Annotated in this window: 15 protein-coding genes; 9 read left to right on the top strand and 6 right to left on the bottom strand. The window is 62.7% G+C overall.

The genetic code is table 11. The features are described from left to right. Positions 1 to 28 precede the first annotated feature (28 nt). The 3 genes from BLL36_RS23690 (at position 29) to BLL36_RS23680 (ending at position 3,560) form a co-directional block, all read left to right on the top strand. Positions 29 to 1,405: an aspartate aminotransferase family protein gene (locus BLL36_RS23690; protein ID WP_076954024.1), complete on the top strand. Its 1,377-nt coding sequence runs from the start codon at positions 29 to 31 to the stop codon at positions 1,403 to 1,405. Between the two features lie 38 nt (positions 1,406 to 1,443). After that, positions 1,444 to 2,898 (top strand): aldehyde dehydrogenase family protein, encoded by a 1,455-nt coding sequence (locus BLL36_RS23685; protein ID WP_076954074.1) that lies wholly within the window; start codon positions 1,444 to 1,446, stop codon positions 2,896 to 2,898. A gap of 98 nt (positions 2,899 to 2,996) precedes the next feature. Further along, positions 2,997 to 3,560: a cytochrome b gene (locus BLL36_RS23680; RefSeq protein WP_076954073.1), complete on the top strand. Its 564-nt coding sequence runs from the start codon at positions 2,997 to 2,999 to the stop codon at positions 3,558 to 3,560. A 109-nt stretch (positions 3,561 to 3,669) separates the two neighbouring features. Here the strand turns inward: BLL36_RS23680 and BLL36_RS23675 are convergent, their stop codons facing one another. The 6 genes from BLL36_RS23675 to hpaA form a co-directional block, all read right to left on the bottom strand. Then, the gene (locus tag BLL36_RS23675; protein ID WP_076954023.1) at positions 3,670 to 5,118 is read right to left on the bottom strand and encodes an amidase; all 1,449 of its coding nucleotides are present in this window, start codon (positions 5,116 to 5,118) and stop codon (positions 3,670 to 3,672) included. Positions 5,119 to 5,134: 16 nt separating this feature from the next. Next, positions 5,135 to 6,367: an MFS transporter gene (locus tag BLL36_RS23670; RefSeq protein WP_076954022.1), complete on the bottom strand. Its 1,233-nt coding sequence runs from the start codon at positions 6,365 to 6,367 to the stop codon at positions 5,135 to 5,137. Between the two features lie 10 nt (positions 6,368 to 6,377). Beyond that, complete coding sequence (locus BLL36_RS23665) at positions 6,378 to 7,310, bottom strand: SphA family protein (protein WP_076954021.1); 933 nt, start codon at positions 7,308 to 7,310, stop codon at positions 6,378 to 6,380. A 68-nt stretch (positions 7,311 to 7,378) separates the two neighbouring features. Continuing rightward, positions 7,379 to 8,371: a helix-turn-helix domain-containing protein gene (locus BLL36_RS23660; protein WP_076954020.1), complete on the bottom strand. Its 993-nt coding sequence runs from the start codon at positions 8,369 to 8,371 to the stop codon at positions 7,379 to 7,381. A gap of 163 nt (positions 8,372 to 8,534) precedes the next feature. Continuing rightward, the gene (gene hpaR, locus BLL36_RS23655; RefSeq protein ID WP_076954019.1) at positions 8,535 to 8,957 is read right to left on the bottom strand and encodes a homoprotocatechuate degradation operon regulator HpaR; all 423 of its coding nucleotides are present in this window, start codon (positions 8,955 to 8,957) and stop codon (positions 8,535 to 8,537) included. A 163-nt stretch (positions 8,958 to 9,120) separates the two neighbouring features. Continuing rightward, positions 9,121 to 10,026, bottom strand: coding sequence for a 4-hydroxyphenylacetate catabolism regulatory protein HpaA (gene hpaA, locus BLL36_RS23650; protein WP_076954072.1), 906 nt, complete (start codon positions 10,024 to 10,026; stop codon positions 9,121 to 9,123). 173 nt (positions 10,027 to 10,199) lie between these two features. Here hpaA and BLL36_RS23645 point away from each other — a divergent pair, with 173 nt between their 5' ends. From BLL36_RS23645 to BLL36_RS23620, 6 genes are read left to right on the top strand one after another with little or no spacing between them, the layout of a single operon-like run. Next, positions 10,200 to 10,874 carry a fumarylacetoacetate hydrolase family protein gene (locus tag BLL36_RS23645; RefSeq protein ID WP_076954018.1) on the top strand — a complete coding sequence of 225 codons (675 nt, stop codon included), beginning with the start codon at positions 10,200 to 10,202 and terminating at the stop codon, positions 10,872 to 10,874. After that, positions 10,871 to 11,641 carry a fumarylacetoacetate hydrolase family protein gene (locus BLL36_RS23640; RefSeq protein WP_076954017.1) on the top strand — a complete coding sequence of 257 codons (771 nt, stop codon included), beginning with the start codon at positions 10,871 to 10,873 and terminating at the stop codon, positions 11,639 to 11,641. Before BLL36_RS23645 ends, BLL36_RS23640 begins: the two co-directional genes overlap by 4 nt. Positions 11,642 to 11,646: 5 nt before the next feature. Beyond that, complete coding sequence (gene hpaE, locus BLL36_RS23635; RefSeq protein ID WP_076954016.1) at positions 11,647 to 13,107, top strand: 5-carboxymethyl-2-hydroxymuconate semialdehyde dehydrogenase; 1,461 nt, start codon at positions 11,647 to 11,649, stop codon at positions 13,105 to 13,107. A 47-nt stretch (positions 13,108 to 13,154) separates the two neighbouring features. Beyond that, positions 13,155 to 14,012, top strand: a complete 858-nt coding sequence (gene hpaD, locus BLL36_RS23630; RefSeq protein ID WP_076954015.1) for a 3,4-dihydroxyphenylacetate 2,3-dioxygenase — start codon at positions 13,155 to 13,157, stop codon at positions 14,010 to 14,012. Positions 14,013 to 14,057: 45 nt separating this feature from the next. After that, positions 14,058 to 14,450, top strand: coding sequence for a tautomerase family protein (locus BLL36_RS23625; protein ID WP_076954014.1), 393 nt, complete (start codon positions 14,058 to 14,060; stop codon positions 14,448 to 14,450). A 51-nt stretch (positions 14,451 to 14,501) separates the two neighbouring features. Beyond that, entirely contained in the window at positions 14,502 to 15,806 is a 1,305-nt protein-coding gene (locus BLL36_RS23620; protein ID WP_076954013.1) for an MFS transporter, read from the top strand. Positions 15,807 to 15,809: the final 3 nt, after the last annotated feature.

Here is a 15,809-nt window from a genome sequence, read left to right as displayed (position 1 = left end):
CTGAAACCGCTACCCCAGAGAGTGCGTCATGATTGAGTCCACACTAGAATCCCTGCACTTCGCGGATGCCCCGCGCATTATTTCCAGCACCCTGCCCGGCCCCCTGACCCGCGAGGCCCTGGCGTTGTCGGCGAATACCGAATCGATGGCGCGCGGCGGCGGCCGCATGCCTATCGCCATGGACCGCGCGTTCGGCGCGACCTTCAAGGATCCCGACGGCAACACCTTCATCGACCTGTCCGCGGGCGTGGGCGTGAGCAGCGTCGGTCGCTGCCACCCACAGGTGGTGCAAGCCATCCGTGAACAGTCCGAAGTGCTGATGCACGCCCTGGAAATCAACAGCACCCGCCGCACCGAACTGGCCGCCAAGATGTCCGAGATCGCGCCCGACGGGCTGCGCGGCGACTGCATCACGTTCTTCACGCAAAGCGGCAGCGATGCGCTGGAAGCTGCGATCAAGTTTGCCAAGCGCATCACCGGACGCCACCAGATCCTCGCCTTCCACGGCGGCTACCACGGCGTGTGGAACGCCTCCGGCGCCCTGACCACCGGCACAGCCTATCGCAAGGGCTACGGGCCGATGATGGGCGGCGTGATTCACGCCCCCTACCCATACGCCTACCGCTTTCCTTTCGATACCACGCAAAAAAGTGCCGAGCAAATTGCCGGCGACTATGTGGACTATCTGCTGAACAGTCCTTACACCGCCGCCGATGACGTGGCTGCCGTGATTGTGGAACCGGTGCAGGGCGAAGGCGGCTACGTGCCGCCCTCCCCCGAGTTCCTGCAACTGTTGCGCAAGGCCTGCGACCGCGCCGGCGCGCTGCTGATCGTTGACGAAGTACAGTCCGGTGCGGGCCGCACCGGCAAGATGTGGGCGGTCGAACACTCCGGGGTCAAACCCGACATGCTCACCTTCGGCAAGGGTATTGGCAGCGACTTGCCGATGGCCGGGCTGATCATGCGTTCGGACCTCGCCGCCCAGATTCCCGACGGTTCGATGCCCAATACCTTTGCCGCCAACTCGTTGTCTGCGGCCGTGGCGTTGACCAATATCAGTATCTTGCAGGACCCGGAACTCGGCCTGCTCGGTCGCGCCCACACCCTGGGCCTGGAAGCTCAGGAACGTATCCGTGGGTTCAACAGCCCGTTCGTCGGCGAAGTCCGCGGCCGCGGTTTGATGATCGGTATCGAACTGGTGGAAGACGCCGCCACCAAGACACCGCTGGAGGGCGCCAAGATCGGCCAACTCATGGGCTACCTGATGAACCACGGCGTACTGATGATCCCCTGCGGGCGCTACAGCAACGTGATGCGTGTGATGCCCTCGCTGACGATCACTCGCTCGCTGTTCTTCAAGGCGCTGGACATCTTCGGCGATGCCCTGGCTTCCCTCAAGGCATGAGGCCCGTCGCCTCCGACCCATCACGCATGGACATCCACATGACTCAGCATTTGAACCACTTTATCCAGGGCGCGTCCTTCGAAGCCAGCGACGGCGCGCGCATCCCCCTTATCAACCCCGTGACCGAACAGGTGTACGGCAGTTGCGCAAGCGGCACCGCCGAGGATGTGGACCGGGCCGTGACAGCGGCGCGCGCCCAGCTGGAAGGTGGCGCCTGGAGCCGGCTTGACGGCGCCCAGCGCGGCCGGCTGTTATCCAAACTCGCTGACCTGGTGGAGCGCGACAGCGAATCACTGGCCGACATGGACGCCGACGCCATCGGCCGTTCACCGCTCGAACCGCGCCGGATGGACCTGCCCAACGCCATCGCCAACCTGCGCGCCGCCGCCGGCTGGGCCAACCAGCTTGAAGGACGCACCATTCCCACCGGCGGCTACTTCGGTCGCAAGACCCTCTCGTACACCGTACGCGAGCCAGTGGGCGTCGTGGGCGCCATCGTGCCGTGGAACTCACCGCTGATGATCACTGTGTGGAAGCTCGCCGCATTGCTGTCGGCAGGCTGCACCGTCGTTATCAAACCCTCGGAAGAAACCCCGCAATCGGCCCTGCATCTGGCGGCGCTGGCGCAGGAAGCGGGCTTTCCTGACGGCGTGATCAATGTGGTCACCGGTTACGGTGCGCAGGTGGGCCGCGCCTTATGCGAACACCCGCATGTGGCCAAGATCAGTTTCACCGGCAGTCCCGAGGCTGGGCGTGAGATCCAGCGCACCGCGGGTGTGCTGTTCAAGCGCGTGGCACTGGAACTGGGCGGCAAGAGCCCGCAGATCGTGTTCGACGATGCGCCCTTCGATGAAGCGCTGTTCGGCTGCACCCTGGGCCTGTTCGCCAACCAGGGGCAGATCTGTGCCGCCGGCTCGCGCATCCTGGTCCAGCGCAGCCTCGCCGAGAGATTCGCTGGTGCACTGGCCGACGCCGCGCGCGCGGTCAAGGTCGGCGACCCTCGCCAGCCTGACGTGCAGATGGGGCCGGTGGCCAAGAAAGCGCAATTCGATCGCGTCAACCGTTACATCCAGCTGGGCATCGACCAGGGCGCCTCGCTGCTGGCCGGCGGCGTATCAACCCCTGACCAGGGCTGGTTCGTACGCCCGACGATTTTTGCCGACGCCCGCAATGACATGGCGATCGCCCAGGACGAGATCTTCGGCCCCGTCGGTACGGTGATCACATTTGATAGCGAAGAAGAGGCCGTGGCACTGGCCAACGACTCTGCCTACGGTCTGGCAGCCACAGTGTGGACCACCGACCTGGCGCGCGCGCACCGCGTGGCTGCGGCCGTAAAGGCTGGTGCCATTGGCGTCAACTGCTGGAGTCCGCTGGATGCCAACCTGCCATGGGGTGGCGTCAAGGCCAGCGGCATTGGCCGTGAAGGCGGGCTTGGCGGCGCGCTGGCCTACACCGAGGAGAAAGTGATCACCGTGCTGCTGCCCGCCTGAGAACAGTCACTGCACCTGCCATCCTCGCGGCCATGGCCGCCGAGGGTGGCATTCAATCGTGCGTTTTCGATGCCTTGATGATCAATGAAGAGACTGCGATGAACACTCAAAAACAAGCGACAATTGATCGGTATCCCGTGGCCCTGCGCATCCTGCACTGGGTGCGCGCCGTGGTCATCGCCGGCCTGCTCTGGGCCGGCTGGCACATGACCGGGCTTGATGATGAAGTGGTGAGTAAATACACACTCTATTATCCGTGGCACAAATCGTTCGGGGTGCTGGCGTTTCTGCTGGTGCTGGTGCAGATCGCCCTGCGCGTTCGCACCCCCGCGCTTCCGCAGCCACCGCAAACACTGGCGGCGCATGAGCGTTTTCTCTCACGTTTTGTACAACGCTCCATGTACGTGCTGATCGTGGCCGTCCCGTTGATGGGGTACTCGATGTCAAGCACCTACACCATGAGCGACGGTGTGTTCTTTTTCGGTGTGAACCTGCCGGAGCTGCTGGCGAAGAATGACGATTGGTTCGTCGTGTTCCAAGGGCTGCACAAAGTGCTGGCCTATACCTTATTGGTGTTGATCGTGCTGCATATCGCGGGCGCGCTCAAGCACCGGTTCTTCGACCGCGACCCTCGCAACAATGTATTGCGCCGCATGTTGTGAATGGATAGGCCGCTGATCCCCGTTCGTGGTCACGCGGCCATCCGGTGCGAGCGGGCGGGCACAAACGCCTTGACTCCCCCTACGGCGCTACCGCTTACACCACCCAGACTCACAACCCGCAGGCATTCACCGGCGGCACACGCCCGCGCCAGGGCTGGGCGCGCTCCAGTTGCGCGGCGAGTGCAAACAACGTGCTTTCTTCGCCAAAGCGACCGGCGAAGTGTGCCCCCATCGGCAAGCCGGCAGCGCTCCAGAACAACGGCACCGACATCGCCGGTTGCCCGCTGGCATTGAACAGCGCCGTAAAAGGTGAGTAGCTGTGGAACCGTTCAATCAGCTCTTCCAGGCTCACGCTATCGTCTTGCAGGTCCAGCTCACCGATGGGAGCCGGCTCGCGTGCCAGGGTTGGCGTGAGAATAAGGTCGTAATCCTGCATGAACACTGCCAACTGCCGACCCAAGGCATGAATCCACTCCACCGCACCGGCGTACTGAGCACCCGTTACATCGCCCTTGCTGCGCAAGATAATCCGGGTTCGGGCTTCCAGTTCCTCAGGCTGTACCGCGACACCGCGCATCTGGCCCAGCACGTCGACATAGTGGCGGGTACTTGCACCGATGATCGTGAAAACCTGGTCGAGAAATTCCGGCAGCGCAACGGGCAAGCTGACCGGCTCAACGTGGTGGCCCAGGGATTGGCACAACATGGCGGCCTGGCGGACGGCGTCGACGCTCGCGCGGGAGGTCGGCCAAGGCCCGAGTTGTTCAACCAACGCGATACGCAGCGGCCGAGGGTCACGCTGCAGCGCCGCGACATAGGGCTGCATCTGCGTGGGCGCGGCATACGGTGCGCCCAGGTCGATCCCTGCGGTGGCATCCAGCAGCGCGGCGCTATCGCGTACCGACAAGGTGATGGCATGGGGAGTGCCCATCCCGGCCCAGCCCTCGCCGATCATCGGTCCGGAAGGCAGCAACCCACGGCTGGGTTTTAAACCGAACACGCCACAGCAGGACGCCGGCACGCGTAAGGAACCGCCGCCATCGTTGCCATGGGCGAAAGGCACGACACGCGCCGCCACCAGGGCCGCCGCGCCGCCGCTGGAACCGCCCGCGCTGTGATGGGTGTTCCACGGGTTGCGCGTGGCACCAAAGCGGCTCGATTCGGTGGAGTACGAGGTGCCAAATTCCGGCGAGGTACTGGTGCCGACAATCACACAACCGGCACGGCGCAAACGCGTCACCAGCTCCGCGTCGAAGTCGGCGCGAAAGCTTCCCTGGGCCAGGGAACCATTGGTCATGGCCGCGCCGTTGACCGGCGAGAACAAGTCTTTGACCAAGGTCGGCACCCCGGCAAATACGCCTTCACCGGGCCGCGCTGTGCGGGCGGCCTCACGGGCAGAATCGTACAGGCGCTCGGCCACGGCGTTGAGCTGCGGTTCGACCCGCTCGATACGATCGATCACCGCCTCCAGCAACTCGCCGGGCTGCACTTCGCCGCGCCGGATCCACTCGGCCAACCCCGTGGCGTCCTCGCTGTTCAGTAGGTTCTGGATGCTCATGTTCATCTCCTCTTGATTATGAATGACTTGTGCCGACGACACGGGTGAGCGCCTTGCGTCGCGCTTGCAGGCCGGCCAGCGCCCAGACCAGGGCCGAGAGAACACTGGCGAACGCCAGCCACTGAATGGAAAGACGCAGGTCGCCCGAGTAGACAGTGATCAGCGCCACCACCAGTGGGCTGACAAATTGCCCGACATACAGGCAAGCGGTGAAGCCGCCCAGGCCGCGCCCGCGTGTGCTGGCGCTCAGGGCATTCATGACCGGCGCCATCGCGTTGGGCACCAGCAGCCCGGCACCCAAACCGTGAATCAATATGGCCAGCAGTAGCGCGTTGTAGCTTTGCCCGCGCATCAGCAGCCACAGCCCCAGGCCCATCAACGTCAGCAACACTGCATTGCAACCGGGAATACCGATGCGACGGCGCAGCAGCGGCCAGGCCAACGAACCGCCCAGGGTCGACAGCAGGCTCAGGCCCGCCGACAGCCCGATCATGGTGCTGGACGTCACGCCCAGGCCGACCAGCAGAACCGGCGCCTGGATCGGCACGACAAACGTCAGGACCATACCGCTGAGAATCAGCAGGTAACCAAGCACCAGGGGCAGGATCGCCACCCGCCCCTCGTCCGGCACGTCGATTGGCTGTCGGCTGGCCGCAGGTTCCCACAGCACTTTCATCATCACCGGCACCAGCAGCAATGGCAGCAGGTACAGCAGAAACGGTTGGCGCCAGGAATGCTCACCCAGCGCCCCGCCCACCACGAAGAACAGCGCGCCCACCAGGCCGATGGTCACCACTTGCCGATTGATGTAGCGCATGCGTTCCTCGCCGTGCCAATAGTCGGCGATCAGCGCGGCGCAGCAGGTCATGACCGCGGCTTCGGCGCAGCCGAACAACAGGCGTACGCCGACGATGGTCGACAAGTTATCCAGCACTGCCGGCAGCGCGCCGAGTACGGCATACAGCAGGGTCGCGATGATCAGCAAGGCCTTGCGCCCGACCCGGTCGGCCAACCACCCGGCCAACGGCGCGCACACCGCAATCGCCAGTGCCGGCCCGGTGACCACCAGCGGCACCAGCAAGTCGGCGTGCGCGTCCAGCGGGCCGAACTCGGCGCCAAGCTTGGGCAGGACCGGTGCAACCATGACCGCCCCCATGATGGTCAGGCTGCTGCCCAGCATCAGCACCAGCCCTTCACGGCGCCCGGTGGCTTGGCGAGGGTGTACGGAATCAGAACGTAATGGGTTCATGGTCAGCCCCTTAGAAACTATGAGAAATGCGCAGCGCCACGGTGTAACCCTCGGCACGGTTGCGGGCGTCGGTTTCCTTGTAGGCATGCAGCCAGATGGGTGGCAGGCCGGGCTTGAAGTAACTCACCGCCGGCCCGACGGCCAAAACCCGTGCGCGATTGCCGGACTGCAACCCCGGCGCGTCGTCGTCGCTGAACTGGCGGTAGTAATAACCGCCCAGGCCCAGGGTCCATGGCCCCACATGCTGGCCCACGGCGAATTCATGGCGGTACTCGACGCCGCTTTTGTAGTCGGTCGCGGGGTTGCGGGTATTGACGTCGACTTCAAAGCTTGAAGACACCTCCAAGCCACTGTCGGTGATGTAGGTGGCGTTGACGATCGGCGAGAACGTCCAGTGATTGAGCCCTGGGGAAATCAGGCGATTCTTGTCGTAGTCACCGGTGGGCATCTGGATCTGCAATTGCGTATTGATGAACAGATTCGGCGACAGGTTCCACTGCAGGATCACCGGCAGCAACTGCACGTCGGCCATTCGGAATGGATCGGCCTCCAGGCTCAGCGGCCCGACCGGCGTCGGCACCTTGACGGAAGCGTCCATCTTGAAAAACGGCACCACCGCGCCGAAACCATACTGGGCGCCCAGCACGGTGTGATCCGTCATGCGCATATAGGCGACGCCGATAGACAACACATCCAGCGAGAAGTGGTTGTCGACGGTGCGCCCGTGGCGGTCCTTCTGCACGTTGGCCGAATAAAACGCCGTTCGCAGCCCCAGTGTGCCGAACGGTGTGGCCGGCGGCATCATCCCCGCGCCGAAATCGTAGACCCCGACGGCGGTGGTCGGCGCACCGTTCTCGGTGGCCTGGGCGCCGGCGCAGCAGCCAAGCAGCCCCAGGGTGAACAGCGTCATGCGTGCGGCGTTTGCATTATTGTTATGAATCATCGAATGCCCCTCCCATCAAGTGGTGTGGGCCATCCTATGGAGCAGCCTCGTGAGCGGGTTATCCGTTTTCAGCAGAGTTGAGTACGCCGCAGGGTCTGCGAAGGGCTTTCGCCAAACATGGTGCGGTAATCGCCCGAGAACCGGCTCAAATGCCAGAACCCCCAGCGTGCCGCCACTTCCTGTACGCCCTGGGACTGCGTGCTCGTACGCAGTTCACGACGCACCGCATTGAGGCGCAATGCACGCAGGTAGGCCACCGGATTGATCCCCAGGGTTTCCTGGAAACAGTACTGGAGTTTGCGCCGACTGGCGCCGATGTGGTTGCACAGGTCGAGGATCGACAAAGGCTCGTCAAGGTGGCCCAGCGCATATTCGCGGGCGCGGTCGACCATTCTTTTACGCGCGGTGGGGTTGAGCGGTGGCGCTTGATCCGGCGCAATCAATTCCAGGATGTGCAGCATCACCGTATCGCGTATGCCGCGGCGGATCGAGTCGTGTCCAAGCAACGCATCCCGTCCCTGGTCGCAGCGCGCCAGTTCATCGAACAATGCCGCGAGTTCATGTTGCACGGACGAGTCGCCCAAGCGGTAACACTTGGGAAGATCGGTAATTCGAAAAGCGCTGCCCTGACGTTCCAGCACATGTTCCAGCACACGCTCGTCAATCGCCACGCTGAGCAGGTCAAGGTGCTGGGGCGTGTGCAGCTCGGGCAGGTTGTGCCCGTGGGCGACCAACAGGCTGGGCTCGTGAATCGGATGCCCCGCGCAGTACACCGGGCCTTGCGCACTCAACGGCAAGCTGAAGGTGATTGCGCCGTCCCAGGCCGTTCCGCTCTTGATCATGGCTTGATTAGAGCGGTCGCGGGCCAGTTGCATCCAGTCCGAACGGAACTCGATCAACTCGCCTTCAAAGGCGCCCGGCGATAACTGATCGTAGCGGACCTGCCAGCCGCGCATGTTGCGCGCGTGTTCATCGATATCACTCGTCAGGAAACGCTGGAGGGGCGACGTCGACCACACGCGCTTGGAGACCGCAGGTATCAGCTGATTATTGTTGTTCATGACCCGACCTTTTTCAGTTGCAAGGCTAACGGGTCAGTTACAACGCAAGTTTCATTCCGAACTCAGGGTGAGTCGTGAATGTGTGCCGAAAATGGATAGTGGAGCAGGCGATCGCACACCGTCTACAGATGAAAACGTTCACCTATTAACTAATTTTTTCGCATCAAGGCTTTATATTCTTCAGCTCGTTGAGCAGGCCCAGCAGTTGCTCCATTTTTTGCGCGCCAAACTGTTCCTCGATCTTGCGGTAGTTGCTTTCCATGCCTTCACTCATCGACACGAAGCACTGCTGGCCGCGCTCGGTGAGGCCGACGAACACCCGTCGCTGATCCTGGCTGGACTTCTGCCGACGCACCAGGCCATCGCGCTCCAGGCGGTTCAATACACCCGTCATGCTCGGCTTCAGAATGCACGCCTGCTGGGCAAGTTGATGGCTTTCCAGCTCTCCCTGCTGACGCAGTATGCGAATCACCCGCCACTGCTGTTCGGTCAGTTCATGCTGGTTCAGCGCAGGACGGAAAAACGCCATGGCCGCTTCACGGGCTTGCAGCAAGGTCAGGGTCAACGAAGGTCGAGGGTTGGTCATATCGGCACCACGTGGATGAGCGAGTCGGCAGCTTAGTGTCGCCGGACAGCGCGCGCAAGCCTGTGAAAAGTGCAATCGGTTCCGCGTAAAAGCCATTCTGCCGGCTTGCCGGGCCGGTCATGCTGACCCCTACAAGATCAAGGCGAAATCCCCCATGCCTGGCTCAACGCAAACCCAATTGCCGCTGGCGATACTCCCCTGGAGTGAGCTGTGCGTAGCGCTGGAAAAAACGGCTGAAATAGGCCGGGTCCTTGAACCCGAGCTGGTAGCAGATTTCGTTGGCGGAGCCCCCCGTGAACAACAACAGGCGCTTGGCCTCCTGCATCAGGCGCTCCAGGATCAGGCGCTTGGACGGCAGGTCGGCGATGCGTCGGCACACATCGTTGAGTCGCGCCTGCGTCACGCCGATACCCTGCGCGTAACGCGACAACGGCCAATGCTGCAGATAGTGCGCTTCGATCAACTCGTTGAAACGGTGGAAGATCTTCAAGTCTTCGTGCCGCGCCGGCGTGGCTTTCAACGAATGGGAGCACAGCCGCAACAGGCTCACCATGATCAAGCGCGTCAAACTGTCCAGGGCGGCGCCATGCCCTGGGCGCTTGGCGTCCACCTCTTCGCTCAATTCGTCGAACAGAAAATCCAGCCGGCGTATTTCACCCGCGTTGTGCGGCCCCAAATGCGCCAGCGCGACACACGCCGCCGGCAGCTGCGCGCCGGCCGGTGCCAGGCTGGGGTCGGTCTCGATCAATTGCCAGACCAGTTGTTGACGCACCGTCAACACGTGTCCGTCACTGTCGGCCTCGGTCACGAAGGCATGCGGCACGGTGGGCGGCGTAAGGAAGAACATCGGCCCCGACTCGACGTACTGCTGGTCGTCCAGGTACACCCGCACTGCGCCGCTTTTGACGTAATGCACCTGGAAGAACCGGTCATGCCGGTGCACCGGCATGTTGCGTCCGAAGAAACCCGCCAGGTTGGCCAGCCGGTCGTAATGCACCTGCGCGTCGCTGTAGCGCTGGTCATAGACCTGGCCGATGTTGATGTTCGGGATGGGTTGACGGTCGGTCATCGCACGCTGCTCGTTGTTTTTGTGATGGCGGTGGCGCTCATCCTGCACCGATTCGCACAGCGCAACCACCGCGAAATGAGTGTGCCACGCTTGACGATAGTTAACATCTTAATTATAACTGTTAACACATTAACAATATCCGGAGCCGCCCCATGGCTCTGCCAGGAGAAAGCATGAGCCGTGCCTTGCATGACGTCGCGACCGGCACTCTGTTCGGTGTCGCACTGAACTATCAGGGGCTGCTCAAGCAGCGCCTCGCCGAATTCGAACAGCCGCCGTATCAAAAGCCGCCGGTCAAACCGGTGCTGTTCATCAAGACGCCCAACACGCGCAATCAGCACGGTGCCGAGGTTGTGCACCCAGGCCCGGGCGAACGCTTGCAACCCGGCCCGGCCCTGGGCGTGGTGATGGGCAAGAGCGCCAGCCGTGTGAGCGCGGCCGAAGCCCTCGATTACGTGGCCGGCTATACCATCGTCAATGAATTCAGCCTGCCGGAAGACAGCTACTACCGCCCTGCCGTCAAAGCCAAATGCCGGGATGGTTTCTGTGCCGTCGGGCCTGAGCTGATCCCTACTGCACAGATCAACGACCCGCACAGCCTGGCGATCACGCTGTACGTCAACGGCGAGGTTCGCCAGCAAAACAGCACCGCTAACTTCGTGCGCAACATTGCGTTGTTGATCGCCGAAATCAGCGAGTTCATGACCCTGCACGCGGGCGATGTGCTGATCACCGGCACCCCTGAAGGTCGCGTCGATGTGCTGCCGGGTGACAGCGTCGCCGTTGAAATCAGCGGACTGGGGCGTCTCGTCAATCACATCGTGGCCCAGCCGCAGGAGCACTCATGAAACACGCCCGTATCCGCTTTGAAGGCGAAATTCACCGCGTTCAAGTCGAAGACAACAACGCCGTGCGCCTGGCTGACGGCCGCCTGCTGGCCGAAGACCAGGTGCAATGGCTGCCACCGGCCACCGGCAGCATGTTCGCCCTGGGCCTGAACTACGCCGACCACGCCGCCGAACTGGCGTTCAAACCGCCCACCGAGCCGCTGGCGTTCATCAAATCCCCAGGCACCTACACTGGCCACAACCAGGTGAGCTGGCGCCCGGATAACGTCGCCTACATGCACTACGAGTGCGAACTGGTGGCCGTCATCGGCAAAGCGGCGCGCAACGTCAAGCGCGAAGACGCCCTGGACTATGTGGCGGGTTACACGGTGTGCAACGACTACGCGATTCGTGATTACCTGGAAAACTACTACCGGCCCAATCTGCGCGTGAAAAACCGCGACGCCACCACGCCCGTCGGCCCCTGGATCGTTGATGTGGCCGATGTGCCGGACCCGAGCAACCTGAAGCTGCGCACCTGGATCAACGGTGAACTGCGCCAGGAAGGCAGCACCCGCGACATGATTTTCGACATTCCCTACCTCATCGAATACCTGTCCGGCTTCATGACCTTGCAGCCCGGCGACATGATCGCCACCGGCACGCCCGAGGGCCTGGCCGATGTGGTGCCCGGCGATGAAGTGGTGGTGGAAGTCGAAGGCGTCGGCCGCCTGGTCAATCGGATTGTCAGCGAAACGGCGTTCTTCAACGCCCGTAAAGAGGCTTGAACAGCATGATCAAACATTGGATCAACGGCCGTGAGGTCGAAAGCAAAGACGTGTTCGTCAACTACAACCCGGCCACCGGCGAAGCCATCGGCGAAGTCGCCAGCGGCGGTGCCGACGAAGTGGCGCAGGCCGTGGCGGCGGCCAGGGAAGCCTTTCCGAAGTGGGCCGGCACACCGGCGAAAGAACGCGCGCGCCTGATGCGCAAGCTCGGTGAACTGATCGAACAGAACGTGCCGCGCCTGGCCGAACTGGAAACCCTCGACACCGGCCTGCCGATTCACCAGACCAAAAACGTATTGATCCCGCGCGCATCGCACAATTTCGATTTCTTCGCCGAAGTCTGCACACGCATGGACGGGCACAGTTACCCGGTCGATGACCAGATGCTCAACTACACCTTGTACCAGCCGGTGGGTGTGTGCGCGCTGGTCTCGCCATGGAACGTGCCGTTCATGACGGCCACCTGGAAGACCGCGCCGTGCCTGGCGCTGGGCAACACCGCCGTGCTGAAGATGTCCGAGCTGTCGCCGCTGACCGCCAACGAGCTGGGGCGCCTGGCCGTCGAAGCCGGCATCCCCAACGGCGTGTTGAACGTGATCCAGGGTTACGGCGCCACGGCGGGCGATGCGTTGGTGCGCCACCCCGACGTGCGGGCAATTTCTTTCACCGGCGGCACGGCCACCGGCAAGAAGATCATGCAGACCGCCGGCCTGAAAAAATACTCCATGGAACTGGGCGGCAAGTCGCCGGTGCTGATCTTCGAAGACGCCGACCTGGAACGTGCGCTGGACGCGGCACTGTTCACGATTTTCTCGCTCAACGGCGAACGTTGCACCGCCGGCAGCCGGATCTTTATCCAGGAAAGCGTTTACCCGCAATTCGTCGCCGAATTTGCCGCGCGCGCCAAACGCCTGATCGTCGGCGACCCGCAAGACCCTAAGACCCAGGTCGGCTCGATGATCACCCAGGCCCACTACGACAAGGTCACTGGCTACATCAGGATCGGCATCGAAGAAGGCGCTACGCTTCTGGCCGGCGGCCTGGAGCGCCCGGACAACCTGGCGGCGCACTTGAGCAAAGGGCAGTTCATTCAGCCGACGGTATTCGCCGATGTGAACAACAACATGCGCATTGCCCAGGAAGAAATCTTTGGCCCGGTGGTGTGCCTGATTCCGTTCAAGGACGAAGCGCAAGCCCTGCAGCTGGCCAACGACACCGAGTACGGCCTGGCGTCCTACATCTGGACCCAGGACATCGGCAAGGCGCATCGTCTGGCCCATGGCATCGAAGCCGGCATGGTGTTCATCAACAGTCAGAACGTGCGCGACCTGCGCCAGCCGTTCGGCGGGGTGAAAGGTTCCGGCACCGGCCGTGAAGGCGGCCAATACAGCTTCGAGGTGTTCGCCGAGATCAAGAACGTGTGCATTTCGATGGGCAGTCATCACATTCCACGCTGGGGCGTCTGAGCAACACCAAAATTCCCTAAGACAACAACAATTTCAGGAGAATCATCATGGGCGAAGTCGTCATGGCCGCGAAAATCTGCCACGTTCCCTCGATGTATTTGTCGGAGCTGCCCGGCAAACACCATGGCTGCCGTGAGGCGGCGATTGCCGGCCACAAGGAAATCGGCCGGCGCGCGCGCGAACTGGGCGCCGACACCGCCGTGGTGTTCGACGTGCACTGGCTGGTCAACAGCGCCTATCACGTCAACAGCGGCGAGCACTTCAAGGGCATCTATACCAGCAACGAGCTGCCGCATTTCATCAAGAACATGGCGTACGAGTACCCCGGCTGCCCTGAGCTGGGCGAGCTGATTGCGGCCGAGGCCAACGCCGCCGATGTGCGCACCCTGGCCCATAACATCCCTAGCCTGGAACTGGAATACGGCACCCTGGTGCCGATGCGCTACATGCACATGGGCGTACCGGAGGATCAGAAACTCAACGTGGTGTCGATTGCCGCCTGGTGCGCCTGGCATCGCCTGCAAGACAGCTTCACCTTCGGCGCCGCCGTCCGCCGGGCCATCGAAAAAAGCGACCGCAAAGTCGTGGTGCTGGCCTCGGGGTCGTTGTCGCACCGCTTCTCGGATGATCGCAATGCCGAAGCCAATATCCATAACTGGACGCGCGAGTTCGACAAACAGGTCGACCTGCACGTGGTGGAACTGTGGCGCCAGGGCCGCTGGAAAGAGTTCTGCGCCATGCTCCCCGACTACGCCGAGCATTGCTTTGGTGAAGGCAAGATGCACGACACCGCCATGCTCCTGGGTTTGCTCGGCGGGCCGGATTACAGCAAGCCGGCCGAGATCATCACCGAACCCTTCGGCAGCTCGGGTACCGGGCAGATCAACGCCATATTCCCTGTTTGACCACATGGCCGCACGGCTTTCCCGCGCGGCCTGAAGGAGCCGTTCATGCCCCACTTTATCGCTGAGTACACCGACAATATCGAACAGCAGGCCGACCTGCCCGGCCTGTTTGAAAAAGTCCACGCCACCCTGAGCGACAGCGGCGTGTTCCCTCTGGGCGGTATCCGCAGCCGCGGTGTGCGCCTGGACACCTGGCGCATGGCCGACGGCAAGCATGACTACGCCTTCGTGCACATGACCCTCAAGGTCGGCCATGGCCGCGACCTGGCGACACGGCAGGCAGTCGCCGAAAAACTCTTCGAGGTGATCACCGCGCACTTTGCCGAGCTGCAAGCCCAACGCCTGCTGGCCTTGTCGTTTGAAATGATCGAACTGCACGAACACCTCAATTTCAAGCAGAACAATGTGCATGCCTTCCTCAAGGCACAGGTGAACTAACCCGCCCTGCCCGTTCGTTCCATCGGCCTCTCAAACAAAAAGTATAAAACCATGAGCACAGCCAATACCGCCGACACTTGCACTGCCGTCGCCCGCGACCGCACCCACAGCGCCATCACCTGGCGGCTGATGCCGCTGTTACTGATCTGTTACCTGTTCGCCCATCTCGATCGCATCAACATCGGCTTCGCCAAGATGCAGATGAGCGCCGACCTCAACTTCAGCGACACCGTCTATGGCTTCGGTGCCGGCCTGTTCTTCGTCGCCTACGCACTGTTCGGCGTGCCCAGCAACATGGCCCTTGAGCGCGTCGGCCCCAGGCGCTGGATCGCCACGCTGATGGTGGTGTGGGGCGCGCTGTCGACCTGCATGTTCCTGGTCGACAGCGCGACGGGCTTCTATGTGCTGCGCTTTTTGCTCGGGGTCGCCGAAGCGGGTTTTTTCCCGGGCATCCTGGTGTTCCTGAATCGTTGGTACCCGGCCGGTCGGCGTGCGCAAATCACCGCCTTGTTTGCGATTGCGGTGCCCATGGCCGGGGTGATCGGCGGGCCGCTCTCGGGCGGCATCCTGGAGCACTTTCATGACCTGGGCGGCCTGCGCGGCTGGCAGTGGATGTTCGTGATCGAGGGCGCGCCGGTCATTCTGCTCGGGCTGGTGGTGCTCAAGTGCCTGCCGGACAGCTTCGAGAGTGTCAGCTGGCTGACACCTGTGCAAAAACAACACCTGCGCGAGCAACTGCACAGCGAAGAACAGCGCAAATCCATCACCTCGTTCTCCGTCATTCTTCGCAACCGACAGGTGTGGCTGCTGGTGGCGGTGTATTTCGCGGTGATGCTGGCGGTCAACACCCTGGCGTTCTGGATGCCGACGCTGATCCATGGCGCCGGGGTCGGCAGCGACGGCAAGGTCGGCCTGCTCAGTGCGGTGCCGTACCTGGCCGGATGCTTTTTCATGATCGGCTGCGGGCGTTCGTCCGATCGGCACCGCGAACGCCGCTGGCACCTGTGCGTGCCGTTGCTGATGTCCGCCGGCGGCATCGCCATCGCCGGGCTCGCCCCTGCCAACCCGGCCCTGGTGCTCGGCGGCCTGATCATCGCCGGCATGGGCGCCAGCGCCGCGTTGCCGATGTTCTGGCAGTTGCCCCCGGCGTTTCTGTCCAACCACACCCAGGCCGCTGGCATTGCCTTGATCAGTTCCTTCGGCAGCATTGCGTCGTTCTTCGCGCCCTACCTCATAGGCTGGATGCGCGACACCACCCACAGCGCCAGCCTGGCCCTCTACGCCCTGGCAGTGCTGATTGCACTCGGCGGCTTGCTGGTGCTGCGCACCCAGGCAACTGTCGTCAACCCTCACTAAGAG

The sequence above is a fragment of the Pseudomonas cedrina subsp. cedrina genome (assembly GCF_001983175.1).
GTDB lineage: Bacteria > Pseudomonadota > Gammaproteobacteria > Pseudomonadales > Pseudomonadaceae > Aquipseudomonas > Aquipseudomonas cedrina.
Note: the sequence above shows the minus strand (reverse complement) of the source record. Positions and strands in the feature narration are given on the sequence as shown.